Genomic DNA, 24924 nt, shown 5'->3' on the forward strand with positions numbered 1-24924 from the left:
TATGCTGTTCAAGAGCCGGGTTCTCGATAGCATCAAGGCAGGCAGGATAACGCTTGCCTTTCGGTGGTGGACCAAGCCCACGGTGCGCACTGGCGGCACATTGAGGACGCCGATCGGCGTCCTCGCCATCAAGGGCGTCGAGGCGATCGGGCCGGATGATATTTCGGGGGAGGACGCCCGGCGCGCGGGATTCGATACCCGCGAGGCCCTGCTTGCCGATCTGCGAAAAGGGCGTGACGGCACCTTGTATCGGATCAGGTTCCATGTGGCGGGGCCAGACCCGCGCGAGGCCCTGCGCCAGAACGACCGGATTGACGCCGACGACCTCGCCGGCCTGCTCGATCAGCTCGCCGCGCTCGACAAGAACAGTCGTTCGGGACCGTGGACCGCCGATGCACTCCGTTTGATCGGTGAGCGCGACGGCAGAACCGCCGGCGAAATTGCCGAACGCCTCGGGATCGAAAAGCCGACCGTGAAACGCAAAATCCGGCAGCTCAAGGAGCTTGGCCTGACTGAAAGCCTGCAAAGCGGCTATCGGCTTTCTAAACGCGGCCGGTTTCTCGAAAAACACAGACGGAGGGCCGCATGGCCGCTCGACGGCTTTTGACGAATTCTGCTCGAAAGCCGACGGCCCGCCACCCAAACGGCGACGTTCCCCGGAAATATTCGCGACACGATGCGGAGTTGATTTCGGTGCGCTGCTGGTGTCGATCGTAAGTCAGTCAGGCTCGACTATTGAGCCGCTTGCGACTACGTCATCGGGGATCTCGCGCAAGAAGCTCTGCCCTTTCTGCAACCGACGACCGAGTGTTTCCACGAAACCCTCATAGCGCTCGCGGCCTTTGATCTGGGCGGCAGACTGTGCGTCTGGAGGAAGCGGCGGCGTGATCGTCAGCCAGAAGCGGACGAACAGCGCCAGGGTTTCGGCGGTGACGCCGAGATCGCGTTCCATCCGTTGCGCTTGTCGCGATAGCCGGTCGAGACGACGGGCGAACGCGGCTTCTCGCTTGTCGGCGCCATCGGGTGACAGGAAGGAGGCAACGGCCGCCTCCACGATGGCGGAACGGGAAAGTTTCTTTCGGTCAGCCAGTTCGGAAATCCCCTTCATCAGGTCCGAGGGCAGATAGACGTTCATCCGGTCGCGCATGGGCTTCCTCACAGGTCCATATTGTCATTGGGGTCCATGGCGATCTGCCGGGCGACACCGCGCATCTGCTGGCGCAGCATACGGGATTGTCGGGCCGTATCTTCCGGCTCGTCATCCATCACGATGTCGAATTCATTGGACGGGTTGGGCTGCGTGGTTTCCTTGGCGATGGCGACGTGATCGGGCAGTTCCGGCTCGCGGCGCAGTCCGCTGTTGGCGGCGTCCTTTTCCGCCTTCTGGATCTCGGCCAGCTGGACGGCATCCGGCGCCTGTGGTTTCAGCTCCGTCCAGGCGTCTTTCCGCGTGGTTCGTAAGGTTTTGGACGGGTCCGGCGGGGGCAGGACGCGCTCGTTGAAGCGCTTGTCCTCGAAATAGCGCGCCTTGTTGGCCCGGATCGGCGGGGTCGCCGCGAGCATGACGATTTCGTCGTTGGGCGGAAGCTGCATGATCTCGCCGGGTGTCAGCAGCGGGCGCGCCGTCTCCGAGCGTGAGACCATCAGATGTCCGAGCCAGGGCGAGAGACGATGACCGGCATAGTTCTTCATGGCCTTCATCTCGGTGGCCGTTCCGAGGGCGTCCGACACCCGCTTTGCGGTGCGTTCGTCGTTGGTGGCGAACGAGACGCGCACATGGCAATTGTCGAGAATGGAATTGTTGGCGCCATAAGCCTTCTCGATCTGATTGAGAGACTGCGCGATCAGGAAGGCTTTCAGGCCGTACCCCGCCATGAAGGCCAGGGCGCTTTCGAAGAAATCGAGCCGGCCGAGCGCCGGGAACTCGTCGAGCATCATCAGCACGCGATGCCGTCGGCTCTTGGTATGGAGATCCTCGGTCAGGCGGCGGCCGATCTGGTTGAGCACCAGGCGGATAAGAGGCTTGGTGCGGGAGATGTCTGAGGGCGGCACCACGAGATAGAGCGTGGCGGGTCGCTCGTCCTCGATGAGGTCGGCGATGCGCCAGTCGCAACGGCTCGTCACCTCGGCGACGACGGGATCGCGATAAAGGCCGAGAAACGACATGGCTGTGGACAGCACGCCGGATCGTTCGTTGTCGGATTTGTTCAGCAACTCGCGCGCAGTGGACGCAATGACCGGATGCGGGCCTTTCTCGCCGAGGTGCGGCGTGGTCATCATCGCCGCCAGCGTCGTCTCGATCGGGCGCTTCGGATCGGAGAGAAATCCGGCGACACCGGCCAGCGTCTTGTCCGGTTCGGCATAGAGGACATGCAGGATGGCGCCGACCAGCAGCGAGTGGCTGGTCTTCTCCCAATGATTGCGCTTCTCCAGCGAACCTTCCGGGTCGACCAGCACGTCGGCGACGTTCTGGACGTCGCGGACCTCCCACTCGCCACGCCGGACTTCGAGCAGCGGATTGTAGGCGGCGGATTTGGTGTTGGTCGGATCGAACAGCAGCACGCGGCCATGAAGCGCGCGAAACCCCGCGGTGATCTGCCAGTTCTCGCCCTTGATATCGTGAACGACGACGGAGCCGGGCCAGGTCAACAAGGTCGGAACGACGAGGCCAACGCCCTTGCCGGAGCGGGTCGGGGCGAAACACAGAACATGCTCGGGGCCATCGTGGCGAAGGTAGTCGCGTTCAAGTTTGCCGAGAACGACGCCATCCTGGCCGAGCAGCCCGGCGCCTTTCACCTCAGCGGGGGTCGCCCAACGGGCCGAGCCATAGGTGGCGATGGTCTTGGCCTCGCGCGCCCGCCACACCGACATGCCAATGGCGACGGTGATGGCGATAAAGCCACCGGACGCGGCGATCATCCCGCCGATGTTGAAAATCCCGGGGGCGTAGGCCTCATAGGCATACCACCACCAGAAGAACATCGGAGGATAATAGACCGGCATTCCGGCCAGCTCGAACCAGGGCGTGCCGAGCTGCGGTTGAAAGCCAAGCTGCCAGGCCGTCCATTGTGTCGCGCCCCAGATCGACATGAGCACGATCAGCAACACAACAAGGATCTGGCCCCATAATATTTTGGTCGCGGACATACGCTTCTTTCTTCACGGTAAACACCGTAGAGATCGGAAACCGTCCGCCAGTTAATCAAGTGCTAGTCAGTAGGCGTAGTGTCGATGGCTGTGTTGGCGTAGAAAAAGGCGACCCAAGCTGTTGCTCGGTTTTAACTCAACGTTGGTCAGTCGATCCGAAATTCTTCGAGAACGTTCTGGCCAGGCTGAGCAAGCGCCGGAAGGCGGGATTGTCATTGCGCGGTGACCAGACCGCGCAGAAGGGCAGTATCTCTCTCGCAAGCGGGCGATAGACGACACCTGGGAAGCGGGCTGCGGTAGTTGCCTCGCTGGTCAGCGTAAGACAGCCGCCGCGGGCGACGATCTGCATTAGCGTATCTCGATAGACCGCATGCTGCTGGACATTCAGAGGATGTCCGAGTTCGACAAGATGCTTCACCAGATAATCGTGGATCTCCGGTCCTGACTGAACTTCGCTCACGATAAACTCGCGATCCAAAAGGTCGTCCCAAGAGATTTCCTCCTTTTTGGCGAGTTCGTGCTTATCCGACATAACCACATAGACCCGCTCACTCCACAGTTGAACAAGATCGCAATCGTAAGCCATGGGCATTCCTGTCAAAAATGCCACGTCCAACCTTTGCTGCTGGATCGCCGGAATATGTTCCATGGCTCCGCCTTCGACATATTCAATTCGCACACCGGCATGATCGGCAGTGAAGGCGTCCAGTAGGTCGGCGATAAACCCTGAGGCGATGGAGGACATCAGACCTATCTTGATCGCGCCTTCCTGGCCGCGTCCGATGGCGCCCACGTCTATTGTTGCGTATGTGATCTGGTTTAGGATCGTTCGTGTCCTATGGATGAATCGCTCACCAGCACGGGTGACGGTGACGCCTGTATGCCCCCTAATGAATAAGGCGGCACCAATAGCGTCTTCGAGATCGCGCACGCGACGGCTGATAGTCGAGGGTTCAACGGACAGGCTGCGCGCGGCACGCCGAAAGCTCCGCTGCTCGGCTACTTTGAGAACGTACCGCAGATGGCGGAGCTCGAAGGTCAATCGGTCCCCTCCTGACCGCTAGTCGGCCAATTTACTAGAAAGACCTCTACGGCCACTGATACACGACGGGCTTGCGACGGGTCATTCATCGACAATCGATCGTGATGCCGGAGGTTCGCGCTCGGCTGACGATGTGTTCTGCATCCAGCACGTTCTCGGGAAGCCACAAACCAGAGGGCGTTGCCGATCGTCCATCAAGGCCAAGTAGTCGCTCCAAGGCGAACGCTACGGCGCGTCCACTGGCCATCGTATGAAAACCGTCTCCCTCTATCGCTATCCGCCGATTTGCAGTCCGATTGTCTCCCCCGCGTCCCTCGACCTCGATAACGACCTCGTGGCGCGCTTTCGGTGACGTTTCGCGAATCGCAACATCGAAGCGCACCGACTGCGCCTTCGTCACAGCAGCAATGCTGGCGACGTCCAACAGCGAGAGAGCGCTGCCTTCATGGACGACCCCGCCCGAACCGGTAAACTGCCGCGTCAGGTGCGGCCCCTCTGCCCAGAGCCAACGGCCTTCGTACCGGATCAGAGGATGCGGCGTCGCGCGCGCAACACGAGCGGCATCGGCTTGGGCCGTCGCGCCGCCGAGATCGGCTTCGTCAAAGATCGCGCCGATGCGAACTGCGGTGATTTCCGCTAAGTCGCGGGTGTGATGCAGCGTCGCCATTGTGACCAAGCCGCCAAGGTGATGTCCGAGAAGTAAGATCGGGATGTGTCTGCCGTCGCCGCCAGAGCGAGCGGTGAGCGGCGCGATCTCGACTGCGTAGTCGGATATGGCGACATAGGCGGCGCCCTTGGTGATCGCGTGATCAAGCGCGTGCAGATACTCGTCCTTGGCGAAGACAACGACGCCTCGATAGACAAGACCGGGCACCAGTCCCAAGCCTGGCGTCGTGAGATCGCACGCGACGCCTTCCGCGCCGCCCAGTTCCGCCGCGAGTTCAGCCGCTCGCGTGACATCACGCCCGGCTATGACAAGCTTCACATCCGGGTAGAGCCGCCGAATTGTTTTTGCAGCCTCGCGTCCGACGGCACCGTATCCGCCAACCATGAGAATGCCGTTTTTATCGCCGCTCATTGCGCCAGCGTCTCCGTCCTGTGCGCTACGAAACCGTCTGATTGACGCCATGCGTCATCAACCGTCGCACCGATCTCGCGAAGCGCTTTGACCGCCCGCGTGGGATCGACGACGGCGTGCGGCAGATACAGCCCTGGAGCCAACTTCTTACCTGTCCTGAGCCCGAGCATGTCTTCGATTGCCAAGCTGACACCCAGAGCAGTCATGGGAGCCTGACCATCGGGATGGACGAGGGCGCGCCTCGCGTGCGCCTGCCGCCCATCACGAGAAATGCCAGCGATCTCGATCAGAATTTCGTGCGAGAATCCTTCGCCGCGTCGGCGACTGGAAGTTTCGCCAACCGCGAACTGAAAGACAACATCCGGTGCATTGGTCGCCGCCGACAGGCTCAGCACGTCAAGATTGCCGAACGCTTGCGCGTCAAAGTTTCTCCCGTCCACTGCCTCGAACGTGCCTGCCGCATCTTCCCCGGCGATCCAGAGGAAGCGGCCTTTCTTTCGTACCAAGCCAGATGGTCCGGCCTGTGTCTGTCGCACGTAGTCGGCTTCCGCAGCGCCCCCGCCGATATCCTGATCATCCAGCAAAGCCGATACAAGGATGCGATCAATGCGATCGAAGCTGTTTGCGAGGTCAAGAGCAGCGAATGTGCTCGCCCCAGCGAGCCAGTTACTGGCAAGCAGTACGGGAGCAGCTTGCGGGCGTTCGCTGTAGAACGCCGTCTGCGGCCCAAGTTCAAAGGCTGCGCTTGATATGTCGATGAAGGGCGCGCCGTGATCCTGCGCGAAAACCTGACCGTTAAGAGTCTCATCCTTGACGAACATGGCAACGGCGCCGACAGAAATGTCATGAGCCAACCCAAGATCGCGGCGATTCAAATCTAGTGCCACGCCCCTAGAATTGCCGAGTTCGGCGGCTATGGCTTCCGCTCGCTGAAGATCGCGGCCGCCTGCAAGAATGGGCAATTCAGGCCATCTCTGCCGAAGCCGTGCTGCCGTCTGTCGCCCGACAACGCCGGAAGCGCCCACCAGAAGGACCCAAGTATTTTCATTCGCCATCTCGTCTCATCCTCCAATTGCTTCGCGCCGGCTGGACTTAGCGAGCAGGCTTATATACAATATGTAACTTACACTATGTATATAGTCAACCGGGCTCATATGATGGATGTCAAAACGAAGCGGACGCGTCTGAATCGGGATCAAAGAAGGCGACAGCTTCTTGATGTAGCGAAGGGGATGGTCGGCGCGCACGGTGCCGACGCGCTAACGCTTGTATCGCTCGCCGAGACCGCTGGTGTCAGCCGACCGGTCGTCTATGACCAATTCCAGACACGATCGGGGCTCTTCATCGCGCTCTATGAAGAGATAGCCGAACGGCAATTCGGCATGCTCCGGGACCGACTGGCGAACGCCGAGCCTGCCTTCCGATCCGTCGCCGAAGCGGCAAGCGAGGCTTATATGCGCTGCTACGCAACCGTGGGGCCGGAAGCATTCGCCATCGTCGCGGCGCTCAAGGGGGACGAGGCAATGGAACGCTTTGGAAGCGAACTCCTGCGTCGCTATATCGACGCCTATGCAGAAGCCTTTCGTCCCTACACTCGCCTTCCTGAAGAAGTGCTTACAGTTCGCTGCACGGCCATAGTTGGTGCGGCAGAAGCACTATCGGGCGTGATGGTGCGCAGCGAAATTGAAGAGCCGGAGGCCGTGGCGACGCTTTTTTCACTGATCATAAGCTGGTTCAGTACGGATATTCCTTCCGACGGCTAGAATTGCTGAACGTGGCGCACTTCGCCAACCCTGAGGCAGCAAACCTTGCTGTCCACGTTAGCTATCAACCGCGAAGTTGGAATAATATTAAGTGGTAAGGTGGCCTCTGGGCAAAGAACGGCTCGAGCCAAAGCGGCATCATCACTCTCAAGCTGAAACGCTAGATATTAACCTATTAATTCTCAAGGCTGGGCTGATAATCCACATTTCACCGAGATAACCTTGGCCAGGCTGAGAAACCGCCGGAACGCGGGGTTGTCATTGCGGGGTGACCAGACCGCACAGAAAGGCAAGCTTTCTCCGGCGAGCGGACGATAGACGACGCCGGGAAACTGCGTCGCGACCGTCGCTTCGCTGGTCAGCGTCAAGCCTTGCCCATTGGCGACAATCTGCATCAGCGTATCCCGATAGACTGCATGTTGCTGGACGCTGGGGCGATTGCCGAGTTCGGCGAGATGCTTCACCAGATAATCATGGATCTCCGGCCCCGGCGCGGCCTCGCTGACGATGAACTCCAAGTTGCGGAGGTCTGTCCAGGCGATTTCCTCCTTTTCGGCAAGTTCGTGCCTAGCCGACATCACAGCAAAAACCCGCTCGTTCCATAAATGCGCGAGTTCGCAACCTTCGGCTGCGGGGGTGCCGGTCAGGAACGCGACATCCAGCCGATGCTGCTGGACCGCAGGGACATGATCGATGACGCCACCTTCGACATATTCGATCCGCACGCCGGCATGATGGACAGCGTAAGCATCCAGAAGCTCGGCAATAAAGCCAGAGGCGATGGAGGATATCAGGCCTATTCTGATGACGCCTTCCTGGCCTCGACCGATGACGCCGACATCCTTCGTCGCATGGGTGAGTTCGCTCATAACCCTGCGCATCCGGCGGATGAACAGCTCGCCAGCGTGGGTGAGGGTGACGCCTCCATACCCCCGAATGAACAAGGCGGCGCCGATATTGTCTTCCAGATCACGGATGCCGCGGCTGATTGTCGAAGGCTCGACGGACAGGCTACGTGCGGCTCGCCTTATGCCCCCAAGATCGGCGGTTGCTAAAAGATAGCGAAGGTGTCTGAGTTCAAATTCGGAAAAAGCCACGTCATTCGCCAGCGGCCGTTGCAACCGTCGGGGCTGATAGAAAAACAACGGGTACAAGGCTGCCGACGAGAGCGAACGCTGCGACCACCATCAGTCCGGCGAGTTCGGTGAACGAAATGACGACCGACCCCAACAACGCGCCAGCACCGATTGCAGCGTTGAAAATAGCGACATAGATCGCCGATGCCGGAAGCGCCGCATCACCCGCCGTGCGCAAAATCCAAGTCTGGAAGCCGACAAATACGGCAGCAACCCCGATCCCCCAACCCACCAGCAGAATACCGACGACGACCACACTGGCGTTCGCACCGATCAGTCCGATCCCGGACAGGCACAGCGCCATCAACGCCAGCGATCCCATCACGAGCGGCTTGAGGTATCGGTCGACGAGGAAGCCCGTCATAACATTGCCGAGAAGGCCCGCGGCACCGAACGCAAGAAGGAGCGCATACAGTACATTAGGCTGCATGCGCAGACCGTCGGAGAGCAATGGTTCGATATAAGTGAATGCGGCGAAATGTGCGGTGATTGCGCACGCTGTCGCGCCGTAGATGCGAAGGAATGCAGGGTCGCGGGCAATGGCGGCAAGCGCCTGCCGCCCCACGGGCGCTGCGGCCGGTACACGAGGTACTGAAAACATGATGGCAGCCGCAGTCAGGAAGGACAAAGCCGCGATCACGCCAAACGCAGTACGCCAGCCATCGAGATGACCTATCATCCCCGCCAATGGGACACCCAGGACACTGGCCGTCGACACTCCACCGAAAATGATAGACGTCGCGACACCGACATGCCTGGCCGGAACGATCTGTGCGCCCAGCGTTCCGATCATGGCCCAGAAAGCACCATGGGCCACAGCACCGATGATCCGCGCCCCAAATAGCGTAGGAAAGGTCGTCGTCATGGCCGCAACAGCGCTAGACAACGCCAACACCAGCATGAGGCCGACAAGGAGCGGCTTTCTTGGCATGCGTCCCAGCATCATCGCCGACAGCAGCGCGGCGGCGGCTGCGATCCAAGCATAGCCGGTGACGATGAGGCCGACCTTTGCTTCGCTCTCGCCGAGATCACCAGCTATCGAAGAGAGAAGGCCGATCGGGGCCAGTTCTGTGGTGACGATGGTGTCAATCGGCGTCTAAAAGGGACCCCCTATCAGCGTGCAATAGGGACCCCCTTTTCGGGGTTCGGGATGGACGTCACGAGCGCACCGCTTGCGAGGGTTGGGGCGTAGGGAGGGCGTAGCCCGACCGGAGGCTCAACCCTCGCTTGGCGTTCTTTTGGTGGGGTCAGCTGCGGTGCTTGAAGCGCCAGCTGTCGTTGCCGGTCTCGACGATGTCGCAGTGGTGGGTGATGCGGTCGAGCAGGGCCGTGGTCATCTTGGGATCGCCGAACACGGTCGGCCATTCGCCGAAGGCGAGGTTGGTCGTGACGATCACCGAGGTCCGCTCGTAGAGCTTGCTGACCAGGTGGAACAGGAGCTGGCCGCCCGAGCGGGCGAACGGCAGGTAGCCGAGCTCGTCGAGGACCACGACGTCGAGCCGGCAGAGGTGGGCCGCCAGCGTACCGGCCTTGCCGAGGCGGGTTTCTTCCTCGAGGCGGTTCACCAGGTCGACGGTGTTGAAGTAGCGGCCACGCGCCCCGGCGCGCACGACGTTAGCGATGATGGCGGTGGCCAGGTGGGTCTTGCCCGTGCCGGTCCCGCCGACCAGCACGATGTTGCGCCGGTTCGCCAGGAAGGCGCCGCTGTGCAGCGAGCGCACCAGCCCCTCGTTGATCGGCGTGTCGTCGAACACGAAGGCGTCCAGGTCTTTCACGGCCGGCAGCTTGGCCGCCGCCATCCGGTAACGGATGGAAGCCGCATGCCGGTGGGTCGTCTCGGCGCGCAGCAAGTCGGCCAGGATCTCCATAGTCGTGCGCTTGCGCTGCAGGCCCGTGGTGACCGCCTCGTCGAAGGCGCCGGCCATGCCCTTGAGGCCCAGGCCGGTCAGCGCCGCCATCATCTCATGCCGCTGCATGCAGGCCTCGCAAGCTGTCGTAGCGGTCGCAGTCCGCCAGCGGCGGATGCCGCAGCGCCAGGTCGTCCGGCGTGACGATGCTCAGCGGCCGGGGCGGTTCGCGCCGGCGCGCCAGGATGTTGAGGATGACGTCGTCGCTGACGGTCCCGGCGGCGAGGGCCTCGCGCGCGGCAGCCTCCACCGGCTCCAGGCCGTCTTCCAGGACCGCCGCCAGCACCCGCACGAACCGGCGATCGGCCTCGTCGCCCGCACCCAGCTTGCGGCGCAGGCGCGCCAGCGCCGGCGGCAACTCCCAGTCCTGGAACGGCGCGCCATTGCGCAGGGCTCCGGGCTTGGTCGCCAGCACTGGGAGGTAGTGCCAGGGATCGTAGAGGGTCCGGTCGCGACCGAAGAACCGGCGATGGTCGGCGACGACCTCTCCCTCGCAGCGCACGACGATCCGGTCGGCATAGGCGCGGACCTGCACCGTGCGTCGCCCGGCCCTGGCCATCACCGAGTAGCGGTTGCGGTCGAAGCTGATCAGGCAGGTCCCGGTCACCGCGTGCTCGCTCTCGTGGAAGCCGTCGAACGGGCCCAGCATGGGCTGCAGCGCCGGCCGCTCGGCGGCCAGGGCCTGGGCGACCGTCAGCTCCTTCTGCTCGGGATGCTGGCGCAACTCGCCCCAGCGACGGCATTCGGCCTCCAGCCAGCCGTTGAGCTCCTCCAGGCTGGTGAAGCGCAGGCGCGGCTGGAAGAACCGTCCCCGGGCCGTCTGGACCTGGTGCTCGACCTGGCCCTTCTCCCAGCCGGCCGCCGGCGAGCAGGCCGTCGGCTCCACCATGTAATGGCTCGCCATGACCAGGAAGCGCCGGTTGAACACCCGGTCCTTGCCCGTGAAGACCGTCGTCACCGCCGTCTTCATGTTGTCGTAGATTCCGCGTGTCGGCACCCCGCCGAAGAAGGCGAACGCCCGCGCGTGCGCGTCGAACAGCATCTCCTGGGTCTCGCGCGGATAGGCCCGAACATAGATCGCGCGTGACGCACACAGCCGCATGTGGGCCACCTTCACCCGCATCGGCTTGCCGGCGATCTCGACGTCCTCGTGGCTCCAGTCGAACTGATAGGCCTCGCCCGGCTGGAACATCAGCGGGATGAACGACGGCGCATCCGCTACGCCCCGACGCCGCTTCAGCCGCCACCCCGCCGCGTAGCGCCTGACCGCGTCGTACGACCCGTCGAACCCCTCGCGCACCAGCAGGTCATGGACGCGCGTCATCCGCAGCTTCTCGCGCCGCGGCCGCGCCTCGTCCTCCTCCAGCAGTTCATCGAGCCTGGCCTGGAACGGCGCCAGCCTCGGCAACGGCTGCACCGCCCGCCGATAGGCGAACTCCGCATCCGGCTCCCGGATCGCCTTGCGCACCACCTTGCGCGACAATCGAAGGTCACGCGCGATCGCCTTGATCGCCTTCCCGGACGCAAACTCGCGCCGGATCCTCAACACCGTCTCCAACACCAACATCCCGAACTCGCCGCCTGACATCCGCCAAGCCGCCACCGTTAGACCTCAGGAATGAGGGGTCCTTATTCGACGCCGATCACACCGCTAACGGGGTCCCTTTTCCACGCCGATCCACAGACGATGGCAAACGATCCGACGCCGAGGACGCCGACAGCCAACCAGTTTCGCCATGAAGCCTGTTCATGTTGTTCTTGCATTTGAAATGGGCCTTGGATTTTTGCCCAGAAACACCGGCCACCGCTTTGGTGGTCGGGTCGCTGAATCACGGGGTGGAAATGGCCGCGAAGGCCTTTTTGGCAGCGGCGACGCCGTTCATGCAGGCCGGCACGCCGGCATAAACAGCGATCTGGAGAAGGATCTCGACGATCTCTTCGCGGGTGACGCCGACATTGAGGGCGGCGCGAATATGGAATTCCAGTTGGCCTGACGCAGTCCCCATCGCCATCAATGCTGAAACGGTCAGCATCTCGCGTGTTCTGAGATCTATGCCTGGGCGCGCGACGACATCGGCGAAAGCGAAACCAAGGATCAGTTCCGTGAAATCACCGGAAAGCTCATCAAGATTGGCGGCCACGCGCTCAGGGGCTTGCGGGTCGAGCTGGCGCAGCAGGTCCAGCGCTCGCGTGCGACGATCAGCCTGGGTCATGCGTCGACACCTTTCATGCCCTCGGGCGTATAGCGCTCGCCGATAACGGGGAGACGCGAGACGGCAAGGTCGAGGGACGACAACTCTTCGGCAGTCAGTTCCAGTTCTATCGAAGCGGCGTTTTCTTCCAGATATCGGCGCTGTTTGGTGCCGGGGATCGGGACAATGTCGTCGCCCTGGGCAAGCAACCAAGCGAGTGCGATCTGCGCGGGGCTACAGCCCTTGCGCTGGCCGAGTTCCGCGATCACATCGACGATCTGGCGGTTAGTTGTGATGTTTTCGTCTGCAAACCGTGGCAGACCGGCGCGGAAATCACCCTCGGCAAACACCTTCGCGTCCTGAAAGCGACCAGTCAGAAAACCGCGACCCAGCGGTGAATAGGGAACAAAGCCGATGCCCAATTCGCGGCAAACAGGCAGCACTTCCTTTTCGACATCGCGCGACCACAGTGAGTATTCCGTCTGCACTGCCGTTATCGGGTGGACAGCATGGGCGCGGCGCAACGTGTTGGCGTTGACCTCGCACAGGCCGATGTGGGCGATCTTGCCTTCCCGCTTCAGCGCGGCGAGACCTTCCATCGTTTCCTCGATGGGCGTCGACGCGTCGACGCGATGCACATAGTAGAGATCGATCTGTTCGATCCCGAGACGTCGCAGCGAACCCTCGCAGGCCTGACGCGCATAGTCGGCGCGATTGTCGATGTTGCGCCGGTATTCGCCGGGAGCCCGCACAATCCCGAACTTCGTGGCGATCCGCACAGTGGGGCGCCGTGTGGACAGGAAGCGGCCAATCAGTTCCTCATTGTGGTGAGGTCCATACATATCGGCGGTGTCAAAGAAGTTGATGCCCAGCTCGACAGCCCGATCGAGCACTTTGAACGATTCATCGTCGTCGCGCGGGCCATAAAACTCGCTCATGCCCATACAGCCCAGTCCAAGGGCCGAGACTTCGAGTTCAGTTCCCAATCTCCGGTGTTTCATCAACATTCTCCTTGTCAGCCACAGGAGAGTTATGTTCCTCTAATTTCATGAAACGTAGTGCAAATAATACGAATCAGTTTTCCGATATCGGAAAACAAGATATGGGCCAGGTCCATTGGGATGATGCGCGGGTTTTTCTGGCCATCGCGCGAACCGGGACGTTGTCAGGCGCCGCCACGCAACTGAAAACCGGGCTGGCGACGATTTCCCGCCGGATCGAAAGGCTCGAACATGGGCTTGGTGTTCCGCTCTTCAGCAGGCACCAGACTGGTTATCGCCTGACCGATGACGGGGAAGCTCTGGTCGCGCGCGCCGAACTGCTCGAACAGGCGGGGCATTCGTTCAGCGATGGAGGTGGCGGGCAGTCCGAGGTTGCTGGCCGCGTTCGCCTCGCGACGGCGGAGAACCTGGCCAATCCGCTGATCATTCCTTCGTTGCCAAATCTTCTCGACAAGCATCCTGGACTTGGCATCGAGATCGTCACTGACGTCAATTCGGTCAACCTGCATCGGCGCGACGCCGATCTGGCGGTGAGGATGGTCAAGCCGGAACGGGGCAATGTCACGATCCGCAGGCTCGGGATTCTTGGTTTCGGCCTTTACGGTTCAAACGCCTATGTCGATGCAAGGCGAAACGGATCAGGTATCACCGACTTTGATAATGACCGCTTCATCGGGTGGGCGGAAACACAGGGGCATCTTCCTGCTGCGCAATGGATCGAGCGTGTCTTGCGTGGACGGCAGTGCGCGCTGATGACGACGACGCTCACCTCACAGATAGCCGCCGCCAGCGCCGGGGTCGGTTTGGCCGTGCTGCCGCACTTCCTTGCGCGCCGCGAAGGGCTTGTGTGTGTGATGGATGAGTTGGGAGCCGATCAGACGATCTGGCTGGCCGTGCATTCGGATCTGGCGCATTCGCGTAGAATTCGTGTCGTATCGGATCATCTGACGGACCTTTTCCTTAGCCTGAGAGCGGCACTGCAAGGAAATTAGTCGTGCTTATTAAACGCATTGAATTGCCGGCGGAGAGCGTGATTATCGTTACGAAGCGGCGCTTCTTCTGACAACAGCTCTTTTCATGACAGATCACAGGCCGAGATCGCGTTTGCGGCCAAGGCTCCAGTCGATGCCACCGCTGCCGTTGGCGACGCCGGCGATGTGCTGGCCGAGTTTCTTTTCGAGCGGCGGGGTCCAGGGCACGAGCTGGAAGCCAAGCCCGTTGTCGATCATGGCGAAGCGGCCGGATGCAAGCGTCAGGCGCTGGCGATAGACACCGGCGACATGCTCGCCAGCTTGTGCCTTCATGTGCGGCAACCCCGTCTCGGTCGAGAGTTTCACGCCGACGGTATCCAGCTCGCGCTGGCGCAGCGTCTTGAGGAGATCGCGCTGCAGGATGATGCGCTGACCCTGACGGCGGGCGAGGCCCTCCTCGGTCAGATGGTCAGCGCGGACCGTCATGGCGTCGCGGACCTCGCGCCCGAAACCGCCCATGGCAAGCGAGGTCGGTTCACGCTCGACCAGACGATGATCGAGCCAGGTGGCGCCCGGCGCCGTGATCTGTCGGTTGAGGTCCAGATCGGAACGGCTGGCCAACACCACTGTCGGGTTGGGGTCATCGGGACCACCGAAGCGGCGCACCTCGACGATGCCGCCGATGGGCGGGGAATGCTCGAACGCTTCAACGCCACGGAAACGAACATGGTGGGCGCGGCCATCAATGCCGTCGATCACAGCATAGGCTTCGCCGGTCAGTTCGTTCTGAAGGCCCTTGTCCACGAGCCGGCCGATGACGGGTGTCCCTGCCGCGCCGCCGTCGATTACATAGTCGGCGACACCGCGATCCTGACCGCGCTCGGTGAAGGCGCGGTGCATGGTCTTGATGATGTCGCCACGCATGCCGAGATCGCGCAAGGATCGCTCTGCCTCCAGCCCGACCATCCATTCGCCCGGTGAGGCAGGTGCTGCGAGGCCCATCTTTTCCAGATGCTGAAGGCGGCCGACCATCAGGCGCCGCAGTTCGGGATCGGATGCACCGGGGTTTTCGGGCCGCAGGTTGATGAAGCCGGTCTCATCGGCGGCGATGCGGATTTCGACATCAAGCCGTGTCCAGCGCTCGGCCGTCATTTCCTTGTCCAGGGCGATGCGGATTTCGTGCTCGGCCTTGGGGCCGAGTTCGATGGAGACGAGATCCTCGGCGCGGGAACGCAGCCCGCGGCTGATATAGTCGCGCGAGATTACGAGGTCTGCGCCGGTCTCGTCGACGCCGCGCACGATCAGATGAACGTGCGGGGTGTCGGTGTTCCAGTGATCGACGGCCACCCAGTCGAGTTTTGTGCCGAGATCGGATTGCATCTGGCTGGCGAGATCGCGGGTGAAGGCGCGAATGTCCGTCAGGTCACCAGCGTCTTCGGGCGAGACGATGAAGCGGAAATGATGCCGATCATCCTTGCAACGTTCAGTGAAGGCGATGTCATCGGCGCGGTCGCTGCCGGCATCGAACATCACCGTCTTTTCCCCGTCTCGGGTGACGCCCTCGCGCTTCAGATAGGACAGGTGCGCCGAGAGCGGGGCGGAGCGAAACGCCTTGCCGGAGTGGCGGGCGATCCGGGCGGTGACCACGACACGGCGGTTGCCGCCAAACAGGCGGTTGCGGCTGAACGTGTTGCGGCCGCGCCCGAAGGTCGAACGGCCACGCGCCGCTGTCCCGCCGCCAGATCGTGACACCCCGCCGCTGCCGGTGTGACCAGCCTTCTTCGCAGCGCGCAGCACCTGATTGATGAAGCTCTTGGGCTTGCCGCCACGGGTGCTCTTGATGCGCCCTGGCCGGACATTGAAGTCGCTGTCGCCTTCGCTCATGGCCGCGCCCTCCAGCAGGCCAGGACGGGCACAGTGCCGGAAATAGCCTTGTAATCATTGGAGAAAACGCGATCAGCGGCACTGCTCCCGACCGACCGGCACGCCAAAAACCAGGCCAAGTCAAAGACTTGGGCGGCGGTGGACATGGCGCTTTTATCTTGCCCTCTGCCTGTCGTTACCTGTCTCCACCCCTGCCATCCCGCACCTCCTTTCCAGAAGCACGCCATGCTGCGCCACACCGCGAAACCCGTCATTGCGGGCCTCCTGCACCTGATCGGGCGACAAACAGGCTGCCCGATTGCGGTAATATCCCCGAAACGTCGCGCACAGTCGTTGCAGCCGGAGCGTCGACAGAAGCGGCATCAGTCTGCACGGGAATGGCAGAAGATGGGCCGTCCGAGCGCGCGATGAACAACGGCGCGCGCCGCCAGACATGCGGATCGACGGCAGCGACAACGACAGCACCAGAATTGTCGGGAGCGATTTCGCCCGCACCGACAAGGGGCGCGAGCGTGGCGACATAGGCGCGGGTTTCTGCCGGGAGGGGGCGGCCTGCGAGGTATTCCTCGTAGCGACCGGGACCGGCATTGTAGGCCGCGAGGAAGCCCGGCGAACCGTAGCGGTCGTGCATCTCACGCAAGTAAGCCGTGCCCGCCATGATGTTGTCGCGCGGATCGTAGGGGTCGTTGCCGAGGCGATAACGGGCGCGCAATTCGGCCCAGGTCGCGGGCATGACCTGCATCAGCCCCATCGCGCCCGCCGACGATATGGCTCGCACGTCACCGGCGCTTTCGACGCGGCGAACGGCGCGTATCCAGTGCTCGGGAATGCCGAAGCGCTGCGAGGCTTCGGTGACGAAGGCGGCATGCGGATCGGCCGTCGACGATCGCGTCACCGGCACGCTCTGCGCCTGTGTGACGACTGGCGGCGTGATGGTGAGAAGAAGGCCGGAAAGGAGAAGGACGGAGATCCGCCGGGTGGCGCGCCGACCTCCGGGTGCAGTGATGATGGCGGGCGGTGTGCGGGAGAGCGGCATCGGTCACTCCCGCTCGCCGCGCTTGGGCTGGCGGTTCCAGTGCAGCGACCACGAGGTCTTATTGCCGCCGTTCTGGAACAGGTTGGCGCGGAGCGGCTGGGGAAAAGCGGGATCGTCGATCAGCAGTGAAACATAGTCACCGGCCTTCTCGCCGGTGCGCTTCCAGCCCGCTCCAATCTCCGGTGCGCCGTCATCACCGCCGTGCAGAATGCGGTAGTCCGGCGCGTTCTCGGCGTCCGATGGTTCGGCCGGAACGATGATGAGTTCGCGGTAGAGGGTGAGCGTATGGATGCGCCCGACAAAACCCGTTTCTTCGCGAGTGAATTGACCGATCTGCGGCATAGGTTGGTTCCTTCCTGTTGCGGTGGGAGAGCTAGCGGCGAGCGGTGCGCCCGCCGCAGGCGTGGCGTTCACCGCGTTGACGCGCGCCATTCGAAGCGGCCTTCGCCGTCATTGTCGGTCCACAGCGGAACCGCGCGACCGATGATCGAAACCGACGGGATCGGGCCGAAATACCGACCGTCCAGGCTGTCGGGAACTTCCCAGTTCATCAGGAAGATTTCGCCGTCGGCGATCACACGGCAGCCCTGCCAGGCCGGCAGCGGTCGACCGATGCGGTCGCGCTCGAGCGCCGTTCCCATCTCGATCCCGTCGACGGCGATGGCGACGCCCGTCCGACAGACGGTCTGACCGGGAAGACCCAGCACGCGCTTCAGGAGCGGCGTGTTGCGGGGCAGATAACCCCCACCGTCAAGGAAGCTCGCCATCGGTTCGGGCGCATCGACGGCGACCAGATCGGTGACTTCAAGATGTCCCACCGATTCGACGGTGTAGAACCCGATCGGCGTGCTGGCCGACGCATTCCAGATGAGTTTGGTCGGGGCGTCTATCCAGGTGGAGACGGCGACGCCGCTGGTGGCGATGAACGTCGCCACGGCCCAGATGAAGCGGCTCATGGTTCCGCCCTCCGCCGCAGTAGCCACGCCTGATGCTGTTCGGCGGTATATGCGCGCGGCTCGTGACTGGCGGTCAGTCGGTTGTGAACATGCCGCCAATAGTCCGGTGCGACATCGACCGGATCGAGGCCTATCGCTTCGATGGCGTCGATCAGTTGCAGCACCCGTTCGACCTTCGGCCAGCCGTCGATCTTGAGCAGGATTTCGCCGCCTGGACGCACGAAGGGCAGCGTCTGGAATGGCTCGCCGGGACCAATGGCGCGCACGATGTCGACGCGTGAAATGATCGTGCCGTAGTCATTCGACGCCCAGCGGACGAACGCGAACAGGCTGTTCGGCGCAAAGCCGACGACACGCCGCCTGCGGTCGAGGATCTGGTCGTAGCTCTCTCGACCGAACCTGATCCAGTGTTCGATCTTCCTTTCGATCCACGTCAGTTCGACGAGGGTGGTGAACGGTGCGGGGCTGGCCGGTGACGGGCCGCCGCGCACGCGGGGAGCCGCGTTTCCGGTCATGAGGGGTCTCCTGATGGTGGTGGGAATTCGCGCGCGAGCAAATCGCGCAGCATGTCCACGACGGTGGCGCCGCGCTGGAAGGCCGCGATCTTGATGCGGCCGCGCAAGTCCGGCGTGACGTCGATTGTCAGCCGGGCCGTGAAGCCGCCGTCCTTCGGCGACGTTGCACTGGCTGCGTCGGGCGCCTTGATCCAGCTTTCGGGATCGGCGGGCCGCGCAGCGAAGCCGCGCTTTTGCGGAGGCTTCGTCATGGCCTCTCCCCTTGATGGAAAGGCAGGGTCGAGGCGATCCGGTCGCCGGCTTTGCGGGCCATGACCGGATCGATTTCGCAGCCGAGATAGCGGCGACCGGAGAAGCGGCAGGCTTCGCCCGCCGCGCCCGATCCGGCAAACCAGTCGCCGACCAGGCCGCCGGGTGGGCAACTTGTGCGGATCAAGATTTCGATCAGACCGGACGGCTTTTCGGTCGGATGGATTGCGCGGCCATGCGCATTGCGCGCGTAGATGACCGAGCGCATCAGGCGCGGCCCGCCGTCCTCGCTGACATAGTGACCGGCGTCGATATGGCCGGTGTGCGGCGGGCGTTTCTTGCGTCGCACGGTTCGCGCCGTAGCGTCGGGCGTCGTCTGAACGACGTTGTAGACGGCGCCCCACGGTGCATCGCTGCGGTAGAATTGCACGACCAGTTCGTGCACGCGCTTGAAGCGATCGGCGTGGAAGCCAGAGCCGTTCTGCTTCTCCCAGACGATCTCCTGGGCGTATTTCCACCCCGCGTCGTCGAAGGCGGTGGCCGTCGCCATGAAGCAGCGCAGCGATCCGAAAACCCACATCGAACCGGATGGCTGCACCGCCGCTCTTGCGAGCGGCAGCCAGCCATCGACACGCCGGTCCCAGGCAAGGGAGGTGTCGCCATAGGGCGGATCGGCGAAGATCATGTCGAAGGGGCCGCGCGCCGGCATGAGGACACAGCAGTCGCCAGTCAGAACAGTTTGGGAGAGCATCGTCATCGTGCGAGCCTCCCGACTTCGGCGGCGAGCGCGTCGATTTCGCGCGCGGCCATGCTGTCGGCATCGCCCTCGAAGACGAGACGTCCGGTCTGCGCCATGTCGGCGAAGGCGATTCGCTGGCCGATGGTGGCCGCAAGCAACGGCGGATCGTGATCCGTCAGTGTCTCGGCCGTTTCGCGGGCGATGACGGTGCGGGCGGCGCAGCGGTTCAGCAGGAAGCGGGCAGCAAGGTCGGGCCGGTAGATGCGCGCCTCTGTGATCAACGCCAGCATTTCGGCGGAGGCCCAGCCGTCGAACGGTGACGGCTGCACGGGGATCAACACCAGATCGGCGGCGAGAAGTGCTGAGCGCATCAGCCCGGCGATACGCGGCGGCCCATCGATGACGATATGATCGGCGTCGCGGGCCAGCTCGGGCGCTTCGCGATGCAGGGTGTCGCGCGCCAGACCGATAATGCCGAACAGGCGTGGCAGACCCTCACGCGCGCGCTGCTGCGACCAGTCCAGTGCCGAGCCTTGCGGATCGGCATCGATCAGCGTGACGCGCTTGCCCTCAGAGGCCCATTGGCCCGCCAGATGCAGGGCGAGCGTCGTCTTGCCGACACCGCCTTTTTGGTTGAGGAGCGCCACGATCATCGTGCGCCCCCGCTCTCGCGGTCATCGCGCAGGCGGATGATGTCATCGGTCTGGATCGGGGCGACAGGCCCTTTCGGGAGCCCGCTGCCGATGTTGTTCACAGCCCCATCTACAAAAGAAGAGTTAGATTCTGGGTTAGACTCTAAGTTAAGCGTCGGAATCGCCGTTTCGGGCCAGAGGGTTAACTGCGATCCGTGCGTGCGAAGTCCCGATAGTGCTGCGTGTGAAGTCCCGATACCGTTTGCGTGCGAAGTCCCGAGCGCTTCCACAGGGTTATCCACAGGCCCTGTGGAAAACTCTGCGGGCAAGATTCTGAGCAGTTCACGCCGCCCCTGGCGCTCGATGCGCAGGCGATAGCCGGGTAGCGGCTGGCGGATAGTGATGCGCCGGAGCTGGAGGGCGAAATCGGAAACCCGAACCAGGCTGCCGGACTTTTCATGGAGATGAGGGATCTCGAATACCCAGCCGTTCGGCTGGCGGCCGGCGTGTTTGCGGGCGACCCTGTAGAGCCAGCGCTCGATGCCGCCGGTCAGCCGGAAATAAGCAGGGTCGATGGCCAGAACCAATGTCCGGTCGATGACGCCGCGATAGAACCAGTCGGGCAGGACGAATTCCATGCCCTCGACCCGACCGTCGGTGCGGGTCAGTTCCTCCCATTCGTTGATCCAGGAGAACTGGTGCCGCCGCCAATGCTCGCCGTGGCGGATCGTCGTACGGATGGAGGTGGATTGCAGGCGCGACAGCGCGCCCTTCAGCAGCCGGTAGTCACGGGCGCCGGTTTCCCGGCCCGTGGCCATGAGGAGCTGGTAGGGTGTGAAGCGCAGGAAACGCGATGTCTTGAGGCCGAGGTTTTCGGCCTCAACGATCTGGCTGGCGGCCCAGATCAACACGTCAGCATCCCAGATGGTCGCCATGCCATGTTCCGGCACGGCAAAGACCTCGACGCGGACGTCGCCGGTTTCATAGAGGATCGGCACGACGCGCTTGGCCTTGGCCAGCGAGAAGAAGGGCCGTTCCATGAGGTCGCGCTGATCGCGCGGGCTGGCGTCGCCGGTGGCTACGATGAAGGGATCGAGCTTGCTCCGCTCGCTGGAGGTGATGAGGCGACGCCGTGACATATACGGCTCCTCAACGATACGAACGCGCGCCGCGCTCGGGCGCGTGGTCGTCGCGGCGTTTCGCGGGCAGGATCGAGCCGGCCGGGTCGGAGGTCGAGGTGACAGCGCCGCGGTTGGCCCAGGCCTGCAAATCCTCAATCGAATAGACGACGCGGCCGCCCAGCTTGCGATAGGCCGGGCCGGTGCCATAGGTCCGATGCTTTTCCAGCGTCCGGCCAGACAGGCTGAGGAAACGGGCGGCTTCAGGCGTGCGCAGATAGCGCGGCGGCAATCCGGCGAGATTGGGGGACATGAGAGGGCCTCCGTGGGTTCGTTGGGACCGCTGACTGTCAGCGGCGGACGAAGGCCAAGGTGGCGAAGTAGAACCGCGAAGAGGGAGGGGGAACTTGGGGAAGCCTAATTCTCCCCCTCAGGTGGGGCTTCGATCAGGAGCGCCGACGATGGCGGAGCAATTTGAGATAGCCCCCTGCGATCATGGCGAGGCCGTCGCGGACAAGATCCCTGGTGGCGTCGCGCAACGCCGAGGTCTTCCACGGATCGTCGGCGACACGGGCAGCGCCGAAGATTGTGTCGGCGATTTCTCGATAGGTGGCATGGTTCATGCGACCATCGACGGCGCGCAGCATCAGCTTCAGGCGGCGGCGTTGTTGCTGGGTCAGGCGTGCGTCGACTGGCACTGGCAGGTGGTGGAGGCGTCGCCATAGCCGGTCGAGCGCCGCAATGCGGTCGAGGCCGTCGGCGTCGAGCGGCACGATCGCCGCGAGCGGCTGGTCGGCCTCAGGTGACGCCAAAACGATGATATGGATTGCGGAGGAAAGTATCGCGAGCTGCAGGTGTGTGCCCTCTGGTGCGTCGCGCCGGATGGTCTCGAGCAGATCCGATCGGCTTTTGGGCGAAGCGGCCACAGGCGAAGGTGCAGCGGTCAGATGGAGGATGCTGGTATCGGCCTCCGGGGCCCAGAATACAGCCGTTTCACGGCCACTGTGACTCGGGCGGGCGGCGAAATCGTAACCCCCAGCGTTGGCGCAACGTTTGCGGTAGTGGCTGGTCAGCCTGTGCTGTTTTCAACAGCCCTGAATAATCTTCCTGGTAGGTCCCGTTGCGGCGTAGGCATTCCCATGCAAGATCACCGACGCTGAGATCGTCCATGAAGTCATAGTCAGGACTTGTTTTCCACCGAGATGTATCGGGGATCATGGGCACTTCTCCCAAAACTGACAGAGACACACGTCAGGCGGGAATTGATTCCAGTGAGTAGAGCGCGTGTGAAGCCGAAGCGCTGGCAACAGGTGTTGTCACCGCGACAACACCTCGTCAGTTTGGGCGACCGCGCAGCAGTTGCCGATAGCCGTGTTCGGTCATCCAGTGCGCGCGCGCCAGATGGGTGTCGTGGATATGCCGTGCGCGTTCTGGTTCCCGCTCAGGGTCGATGCCGAAGAGCACGCTCGCGGCCTCTTGCCAGTCTGCGCCATCGGCCTGCGCGTCGAGCAGGCGCATATAGAGTTTGAAATGCGCCCGGTCGTATTCGGTCAAGGCCGGGCTTGACGGTGGTTCATCGAGAAATTGGAGCGTAGTCATGTTGGCTCGGCGCAGGTTGTCGTCTCCACAATGGATGTGAGTGGCGGTGTATCGCGGAAACAGGCCGGCGGGATGGCGCGTCGGAAGCAACAGGTGTTGCGGGTCGGACATGCCGACATCAGCACTGAAAGCCTATCGCCTGATCTCTGCGACCTCATCATCCACCATCACGCCTTCACGGCGGCCGGAGGACAGGAAGATGATACCCGCCGCTTCGAGCGTCCTGCGCACCTGATCGCGGGTGCTTTCATGCACGCGCAGATCATTGACCGACTCCAAACGCTTGAGCGCGGTCAGGGATACGAGGGCCTTGTCAGCGAGCGTCTCCTGGTTCCAGCCGAGTAACGCGCGTGCGGCCCGTGTCTGTCGGGCGGTGATCATGCATGATCACCTCCACAGACATCAGTACGCACGCCACGAAAACGACTATTATAGTCGGAATATGAGCGAATAGCGACCCGGAATCGTCGTTTGAGACTGTTGAAAGGCGCCAGAAAAGGCGACTGATTCGGTCGCCGGAAATGGCGTATTCATGCTGACGGATGTCAGTAGCGAAAGCCGATGGCGGCTTTCGCATGGCCGTATGGCTTTCGCCCCTTACGGGGCGAAAGGGTCCAGCTCATCGACAATGGTGTCGTTCTCGCCGTCATACTCGCAGGCGGGCATCACGCCCATGGTGCCGTCCCCGGCGCGGAAGATGACGATGGAGACCATGAGGGTGGCGGCCAGGCTGAAGGCGAAAGCGTGAGCATCTGCGAAGGACATTGTTCCGGCTCCTGTCTTGGAGGCGGGGGACCATCCCCCGCTCGACAGGCGCCCGAAGTGTTTGTCTCCGGGTTGCGATCACCTCGCAGGCGTAGCCGAAGAGGCCGCACGCTCGCGTAGCGGACCCTTCATGGGTTGAGGGCAATAGCCCTGAGATAAACCAAGGAATTGCGTCTTTGAGAGCGGGGGTTGGTGCTTCGACCACAGGAGCTGGTAATGTTCTTTGCTCACGCTGAAGCCAGTGTTCAGCCCTCAGCGCCTGATAATCGGTCGTTGTTCTTCACTGCCCCGGAGACTGGGACGGGTGATCCCTGCCGCAGCTTTGACCGGCCGTGCCACATGATGACCGCTGGACCTTCCCCCTTGGAGGGTGAGGGCCATACGGCCATGCGCGCAATCGCGCTTTTTTCGAGGATCATTTTGGTGTGACTGGTGGCTTGCGACCCTTTCCACGGCGGATGTCAGTCTGGCGGAGCCGTGGTGAGCGGAAGTCGATAGCTTTCGCAGTGCTGGCTTGATGACCTCGCGTATCTGCGATCTGCCGAGAACAGGAAAGAAGCCCGGCGGCTTGCGCCGCCGGGCTTCGGGCTTCGGCTCAGAACGGGATGTCATCGTCGTCGGTGAACTTACCGTCGTTGCTCTCGGTCTGCTTGGCCCGGCTGAGGAAATCCACCGTCTCGGCGATAATCTCGCAGCCGTAGCGGTCGTTGCCCTGCTGATCGGTCCATTTGGTATAGTGGATGCGCCCGCGGACCAGGACCTTCATTCCCTTCTCGCAATATTGCTGGATCGTCTTGCCGAGGCCGTTGAAGGCGGTGATGCGGTGCCATTCGGTATCCTGAACCCGATAGCCGTTCTCGTCCCGAACAACCTTGCCCTCGGAATAGCGGGGGCGCGAGGTGGCCAGCGTGAAGTGGGTGATGCTGGTGCCGCCCTGGGTGGTGCGGGTTTCGGGTTCCTGACCGATGTTGCCGGCGAGAATAACGATGTTCTGCATTTGATGTCTCCGTTGCTTCAGCCCGAGGGACCGTCCCTCCGACGAGACCCGGCCAAGACCGTTGGGAGACGACTGCACCGAAGCGAATGCGCAGGGCGAACCCCGAAGAAATCAGGGTGGTGCGGGCCGGCGCTTCAGCGCCAACTCGGCCTGGTTCGCAGGGGTTGCTGGCGGAAACCGACCGGGCTTAGGGGATC

Annotated in this window: 29 protein-coding genes; 3 read left to right on the forward strand and 26 right to left on the reverse strand. The window is 62.7% G+C overall.

What is annotated here, in order from left to right; translation table 11 throughout:
- The first annotated feature begins 1 nt into the window (after position 1).
- Positions 2 to 607 (forward strand): helix-turn-helix domain-containing protein, encoded by a 606-nt coding sequence (locus FF80_RS15305; protein ID WP_035102151.1) that lies wholly within the window; start codon positions 2 to 4, stop codon positions 605 to 607.
- A gap of 111 nt (positions 608 to 718) precedes the next feature.
- On the opposite strand, the gene FF80_RS15310 is transcribed toward FF80_RS15305, so the two are convergent.
- The 5 genes from FF80_RS15310 to FF80_RS15330 form a co-directional block, all read right to left on the reverse strand.
- On the reverse strand, positions 719 to 1147 hold the full coding sequence (locus FF80_RS15310) for a ribbon-helix-helix domain-containing protein (protein ID WP_035102153.1): 429 nt from the start codon (positions 1145 to 1147) through the stop codon (positions 719 to 721).
- An 8-nt stretch (positions 1148 to 1155) separates the two neighbouring features.
- Complete coding sequence (locus FF80_RS15315) at positions 1156 to 3147, reverse strand: conjugal transfer protein TraG (protein ID WP_035102155.1); 1992 nt, start codon at positions 3145 to 3147, stop codon at positions 1156 to 1158.
- Between the two features lie 136 nt (positions 3148 to 3283).
- A complete protein-coding gene (locus FF80_RS15320) occupies positions 3284 to 4189 on the reverse strand; it encodes a LysR family transcriptional regulator (protein ID WP_035102156.1) in 906 nt (301 codons plus the stop codon).
- Between the two features lie 85 nt (positions 4190 to 4274).
- Positions 4275 to 5267 carry a hypothetical protein gene (locus tag FF80_RS15325; RefSeq protein WP_035102157.1) on the reverse strand — a complete coding sequence of 331 codons (993 nt, stop codon included), beginning with the start codon at positions 5265 to 5267 and terminating at the stop codon, positions 4275 to 4277.
- On the reverse strand, positions 5264 to 6322 hold the full coding sequence (locus tag FF80_RS15330) for a hypothetical protein (RefSeq protein ID WP_052153636.1): 1059 nt from the start codon (positions 6320 to 6322) through the stop codon (positions 5264 to 5266). Before FF80_RS15330 ends, FF80_RS15325 begins: the two co-directional genes overlap by 4 nt.
- A gap of 99 nt (positions 6323 to 6421) precedes the next feature.
- Between FF80_RS15330 and FF80_RS15335 the strand changes: the two genes are divergently transcribed.
- Positions 6422 to 7030, forward strand: a complete 609-nt coding sequence (locus FF80_RS15335; protein ID WP_035102370.1) for a TetR/AcrR family transcriptional regulator — start codon at positions 6422 to 6424, stop codon at positions 7028 to 7030.
- Positions 7031 to 7212: 182 nt separating this feature from the next.
- On the opposite strand, the gene FF80_RS15340 is transcribed toward FF80_RS15335, so the two are convergent.
- The 6 genes from FF80_RS15340 to FF80_RS15365 form a co-directional block, all read right to left on the reverse strand.
- A complete protein-coding gene (locus tag FF80_RS15340) occupies positions 7213 to 8127 on the reverse strand; it encodes a LysR family transcriptional regulator (protein WP_200877216.1) in 915 nt (304 codons plus the stop codon).
- Between the two features lies 1 nt (position 8128).
- The gene (locus tag FF80_RS15345; RefSeq protein ID WP_081917473.1) at positions 8129 to 9256 is read right to left on the reverse strand and encodes an MFS transporter; all 1128 of its coding nucleotides are present in this window, start codon (positions 9254 to 9256) and stop codon (positions 8129 to 8131) included.
- Between the two features lie 157 nt (positions 9257 to 9413).
- Positions 9414 to 10142, reverse strand: coding sequence for an IS21-like element helper ATPase IstB (gene istB, locus FF80_RS15350; RefSeq protein ID WP_035102158.1), 729 nt, complete (start codon positions 10140 to 10142; stop codon positions 9414 to 9416).
- Complete coding sequence (gene istA, locus FF80_RS15355; RefSeq protein WP_200877221.1) at positions 10129 to 11640, reverse strand: IS21 family transposase; 1512 nt, start codon at positions 11638 to 11640, stop codon at positions 10129 to 10131. Before istA ends, istB begins: the two co-directional genes overlap by 14 nt.
- A 262-nt stretch (positions 11641 to 11902) precedes the next feature.
- The gene (locus FF80_RS15360; protein WP_035102160.1) at positions 11903 to 12286 is read right to left on the reverse strand and encodes a carboxymuconolactone decarboxylase family protein; all 384 of its coding nucleotides are present in this window, start codon (positions 12284 to 12286) and stop codon (positions 11903 to 11905) included.
- Entirely contained in the window at positions 12283 to 13266 is a 984-nt protein-coding gene (locus FF80_RS15365; protein ID WP_035102161.1) for an aldo/keto reductase, read from the reverse strand. The genes FF80_RS15360 and FF80_RS15365 overlap by 4 nt, the downstream gene beginning before the upstream one ends.
- Before the next feature lie 47 nt (positions 13267 to 13313).
- Here FF80_RS15365 and FF80_RS15370 point away from each other — a divergent pair, with 47 nt between their 5' ends.
- On the forward strand, positions 13314 to 14258 hold the full coding sequence (locus tag FF80_RS15370; protein ID WP_081917474.1) for a LysR family transcriptional regulator: 945 nt from the start codon (positions 13314 to 13316) through the stop codon (positions 14256 to 14258).
- Positions 14259 to 14351: 93 nt separating this feature from the next.
- Here FF80_RS15370 and FF80_RS15375 read toward each other — a convergent pair whose 3' ends face one another.
- The 15 genes from FF80_RS15375 to FF80_RS15450 form a co-directional block, all read right to left on the reverse strand.
- Positions 14352 to 16121 (reverse strand): DUF3363 domain-containing protein, encoded by a 1770-nt coding sequence (locus tag FF80_RS15375; RefSeq protein ID WP_035102163.1) that lies wholly within the window; start codon positions 16119 to 16121, stop codon positions 14352 to 14354.
- Between the two features lie 250 nt (positions 16122 to 16371).
- Positions 16372 to 17157, reverse strand: a complete 786-nt coding sequence (locus FF80_RS15385) for a lytic transglycosylase domain-containing protein (RefSeq protein ID WP_052153638.1) — start codon at positions 17155 to 17157, stop codon at positions 16372 to 16374.
- 3 nt (positions 17158 to 17160) lie between these two features.
- Positions 17161 to 17499: a DUF736 domain-containing protein gene (locus FF80_RS15390; protein ID WP_035102165.1), complete on the reverse strand. Its 339-nt coding sequence runs from the start codon at positions 17497 to 17499 to the stop codon at positions 17161 to 17163.
- Between the two features lie 68 nt (positions 17500 to 17567).
- Positions 17568 to 18113 carry a S26 family signal peptidase gene (locus FF80_RS15395; protein WP_035102166.1) on the reverse strand — a complete coding sequence of 182 codons (546 nt, stop codon included), beginning with the start codon at positions 18111 to 18113 and terminating at the stop codon, positions 17568 to 17570.
- Positions 18110 to 18628, reverse strand: a complete 519-nt coding sequence (locus tag FF80_RS15400; protein WP_035102167.1) for a DUF2840 domain-containing protein — start codon at positions 18626 to 18628, stop codon at positions 18110 to 18112. Before FF80_RS15400 ends, FF80_RS15395 begins: the two co-directional genes overlap by 4 nt.
- On the reverse strand, positions 18625 to 18879 hold the full coding sequence (locus FF80_RS15405; protein WP_035102169.1) for a hypothetical protein: 255 nt from the start codon (positions 18877 to 18879) through the stop codon (positions 18625 to 18627). Before FF80_RS15405 ends, FF80_RS15400 begins: the two co-directional genes overlap by 4 nt.
- Positions 18876 to 19634 carry a site-specific DNA-methyltransferase gene (locus tag FF80_RS15410; protein WP_035102170.1) on the reverse strand — a complete coding sequence of 253 codons (759 nt, stop codon included), beginning with the start codon at positions 19632 to 19634 and terminating at the stop codon, positions 18876 to 18878. The genes FF80_RS15405 and FF80_RS15410 overlap by 4 nt, the downstream gene beginning before the upstream one ends.
- Complete coding sequence (gene parA, locus FF80_RS15415) at positions 19631 to 20269, reverse strand: ParA family partition ATPase (RefSeq protein ID WP_035102172.1); 639 nt, start codon at positions 20267 to 20269, stop codon at positions 19631 to 19633. The genes FF80_RS15410 and parA overlap by 4 nt, the downstream gene beginning before the upstream one ends.
- Entirely contained in the window at positions 20266 to 21387 is a 1122-nt protein-coding gene (locus FF80_RS15420; RefSeq protein WP_081917475.1) for a replication initiator protein A, read from the reverse strand. The genes parA and FF80_RS15420 overlap by 4 nt, the downstream gene beginning before the upstream one ends.
- A gap of 10 nt (positions 21388 to 21397) precedes the next feature.
- Positions 21398 to 21679 (reverse strand): helix-turn-helix domain-containing protein, encoded by a 282-nt coding sequence (locus FF80_RS15425; RefSeq protein ID WP_035102174.1) that lies wholly within the window; start codon positions 21677 to 21679, stop codon positions 21398 to 21400.
- Between the two features lie 133 nt (positions 21680 to 21812).
- Entirely contained in the window at positions 21813 to 22292 is a 480-nt protein-coding gene (locus FF80_RS15430; RefSeq protein WP_152558397.1) for a DUF2285 domain-containing protein, read from the reverse strand.
- A gap of 409 nt (positions 22293 to 22701) precedes the next feature.
- A complete protein-coding gene (locus FF80_RS15435; RefSeq protein WP_052153639.1) occupies positions 22702 to 22965 on the reverse strand; it encodes a DUF2285 domain-containing protein in 264 nt (87 codons plus the stop codon).
- A gap of 132 nt (positions 22966 to 23097) precedes the next feature.
- Positions 23098 to 23346, reverse strand: coding sequence for a hypothetical protein (locus FF80_RS15440; RefSeq protein ID WP_035102178.1), 249 nt, complete (start codon positions 23344 to 23346; stop codon positions 23098 to 23100).
- 216 nt (positions 23347 to 23562) lie between these two features.
- Positions 23563 to 23730, reverse strand: coding sequence for a hypothetical protein (locus FF80_RS22115; protein WP_200877217.1), 168 nt, complete (start codon positions 23728 to 23730; stop codon positions 23563 to 23565).
- A gap of 595 nt (positions 23731 to 24325) precedes the next feature.
- The gene (locus FF80_RS15450; protein ID WP_035102181.1) at positions 24326 to 24727 is read right to left on the reverse strand and encodes a single-stranded DNA-binding protein; all 402 of its coding nucleotides are present in this window, start codon (positions 24725 to 24727) and stop codon (positions 24326 to 24328) included.
- Positions 24728 to 24924 lie beyond the last annotated feature (197 nt).

Source organism: Devosia sp. LC5, from assembly GCF_000735585.1.
Taxonomy (GTDB): Bacteria; Pseudomonadota; Alphaproteobacteria; order Rhizobiales; family Devosiaceae; genus Devosia.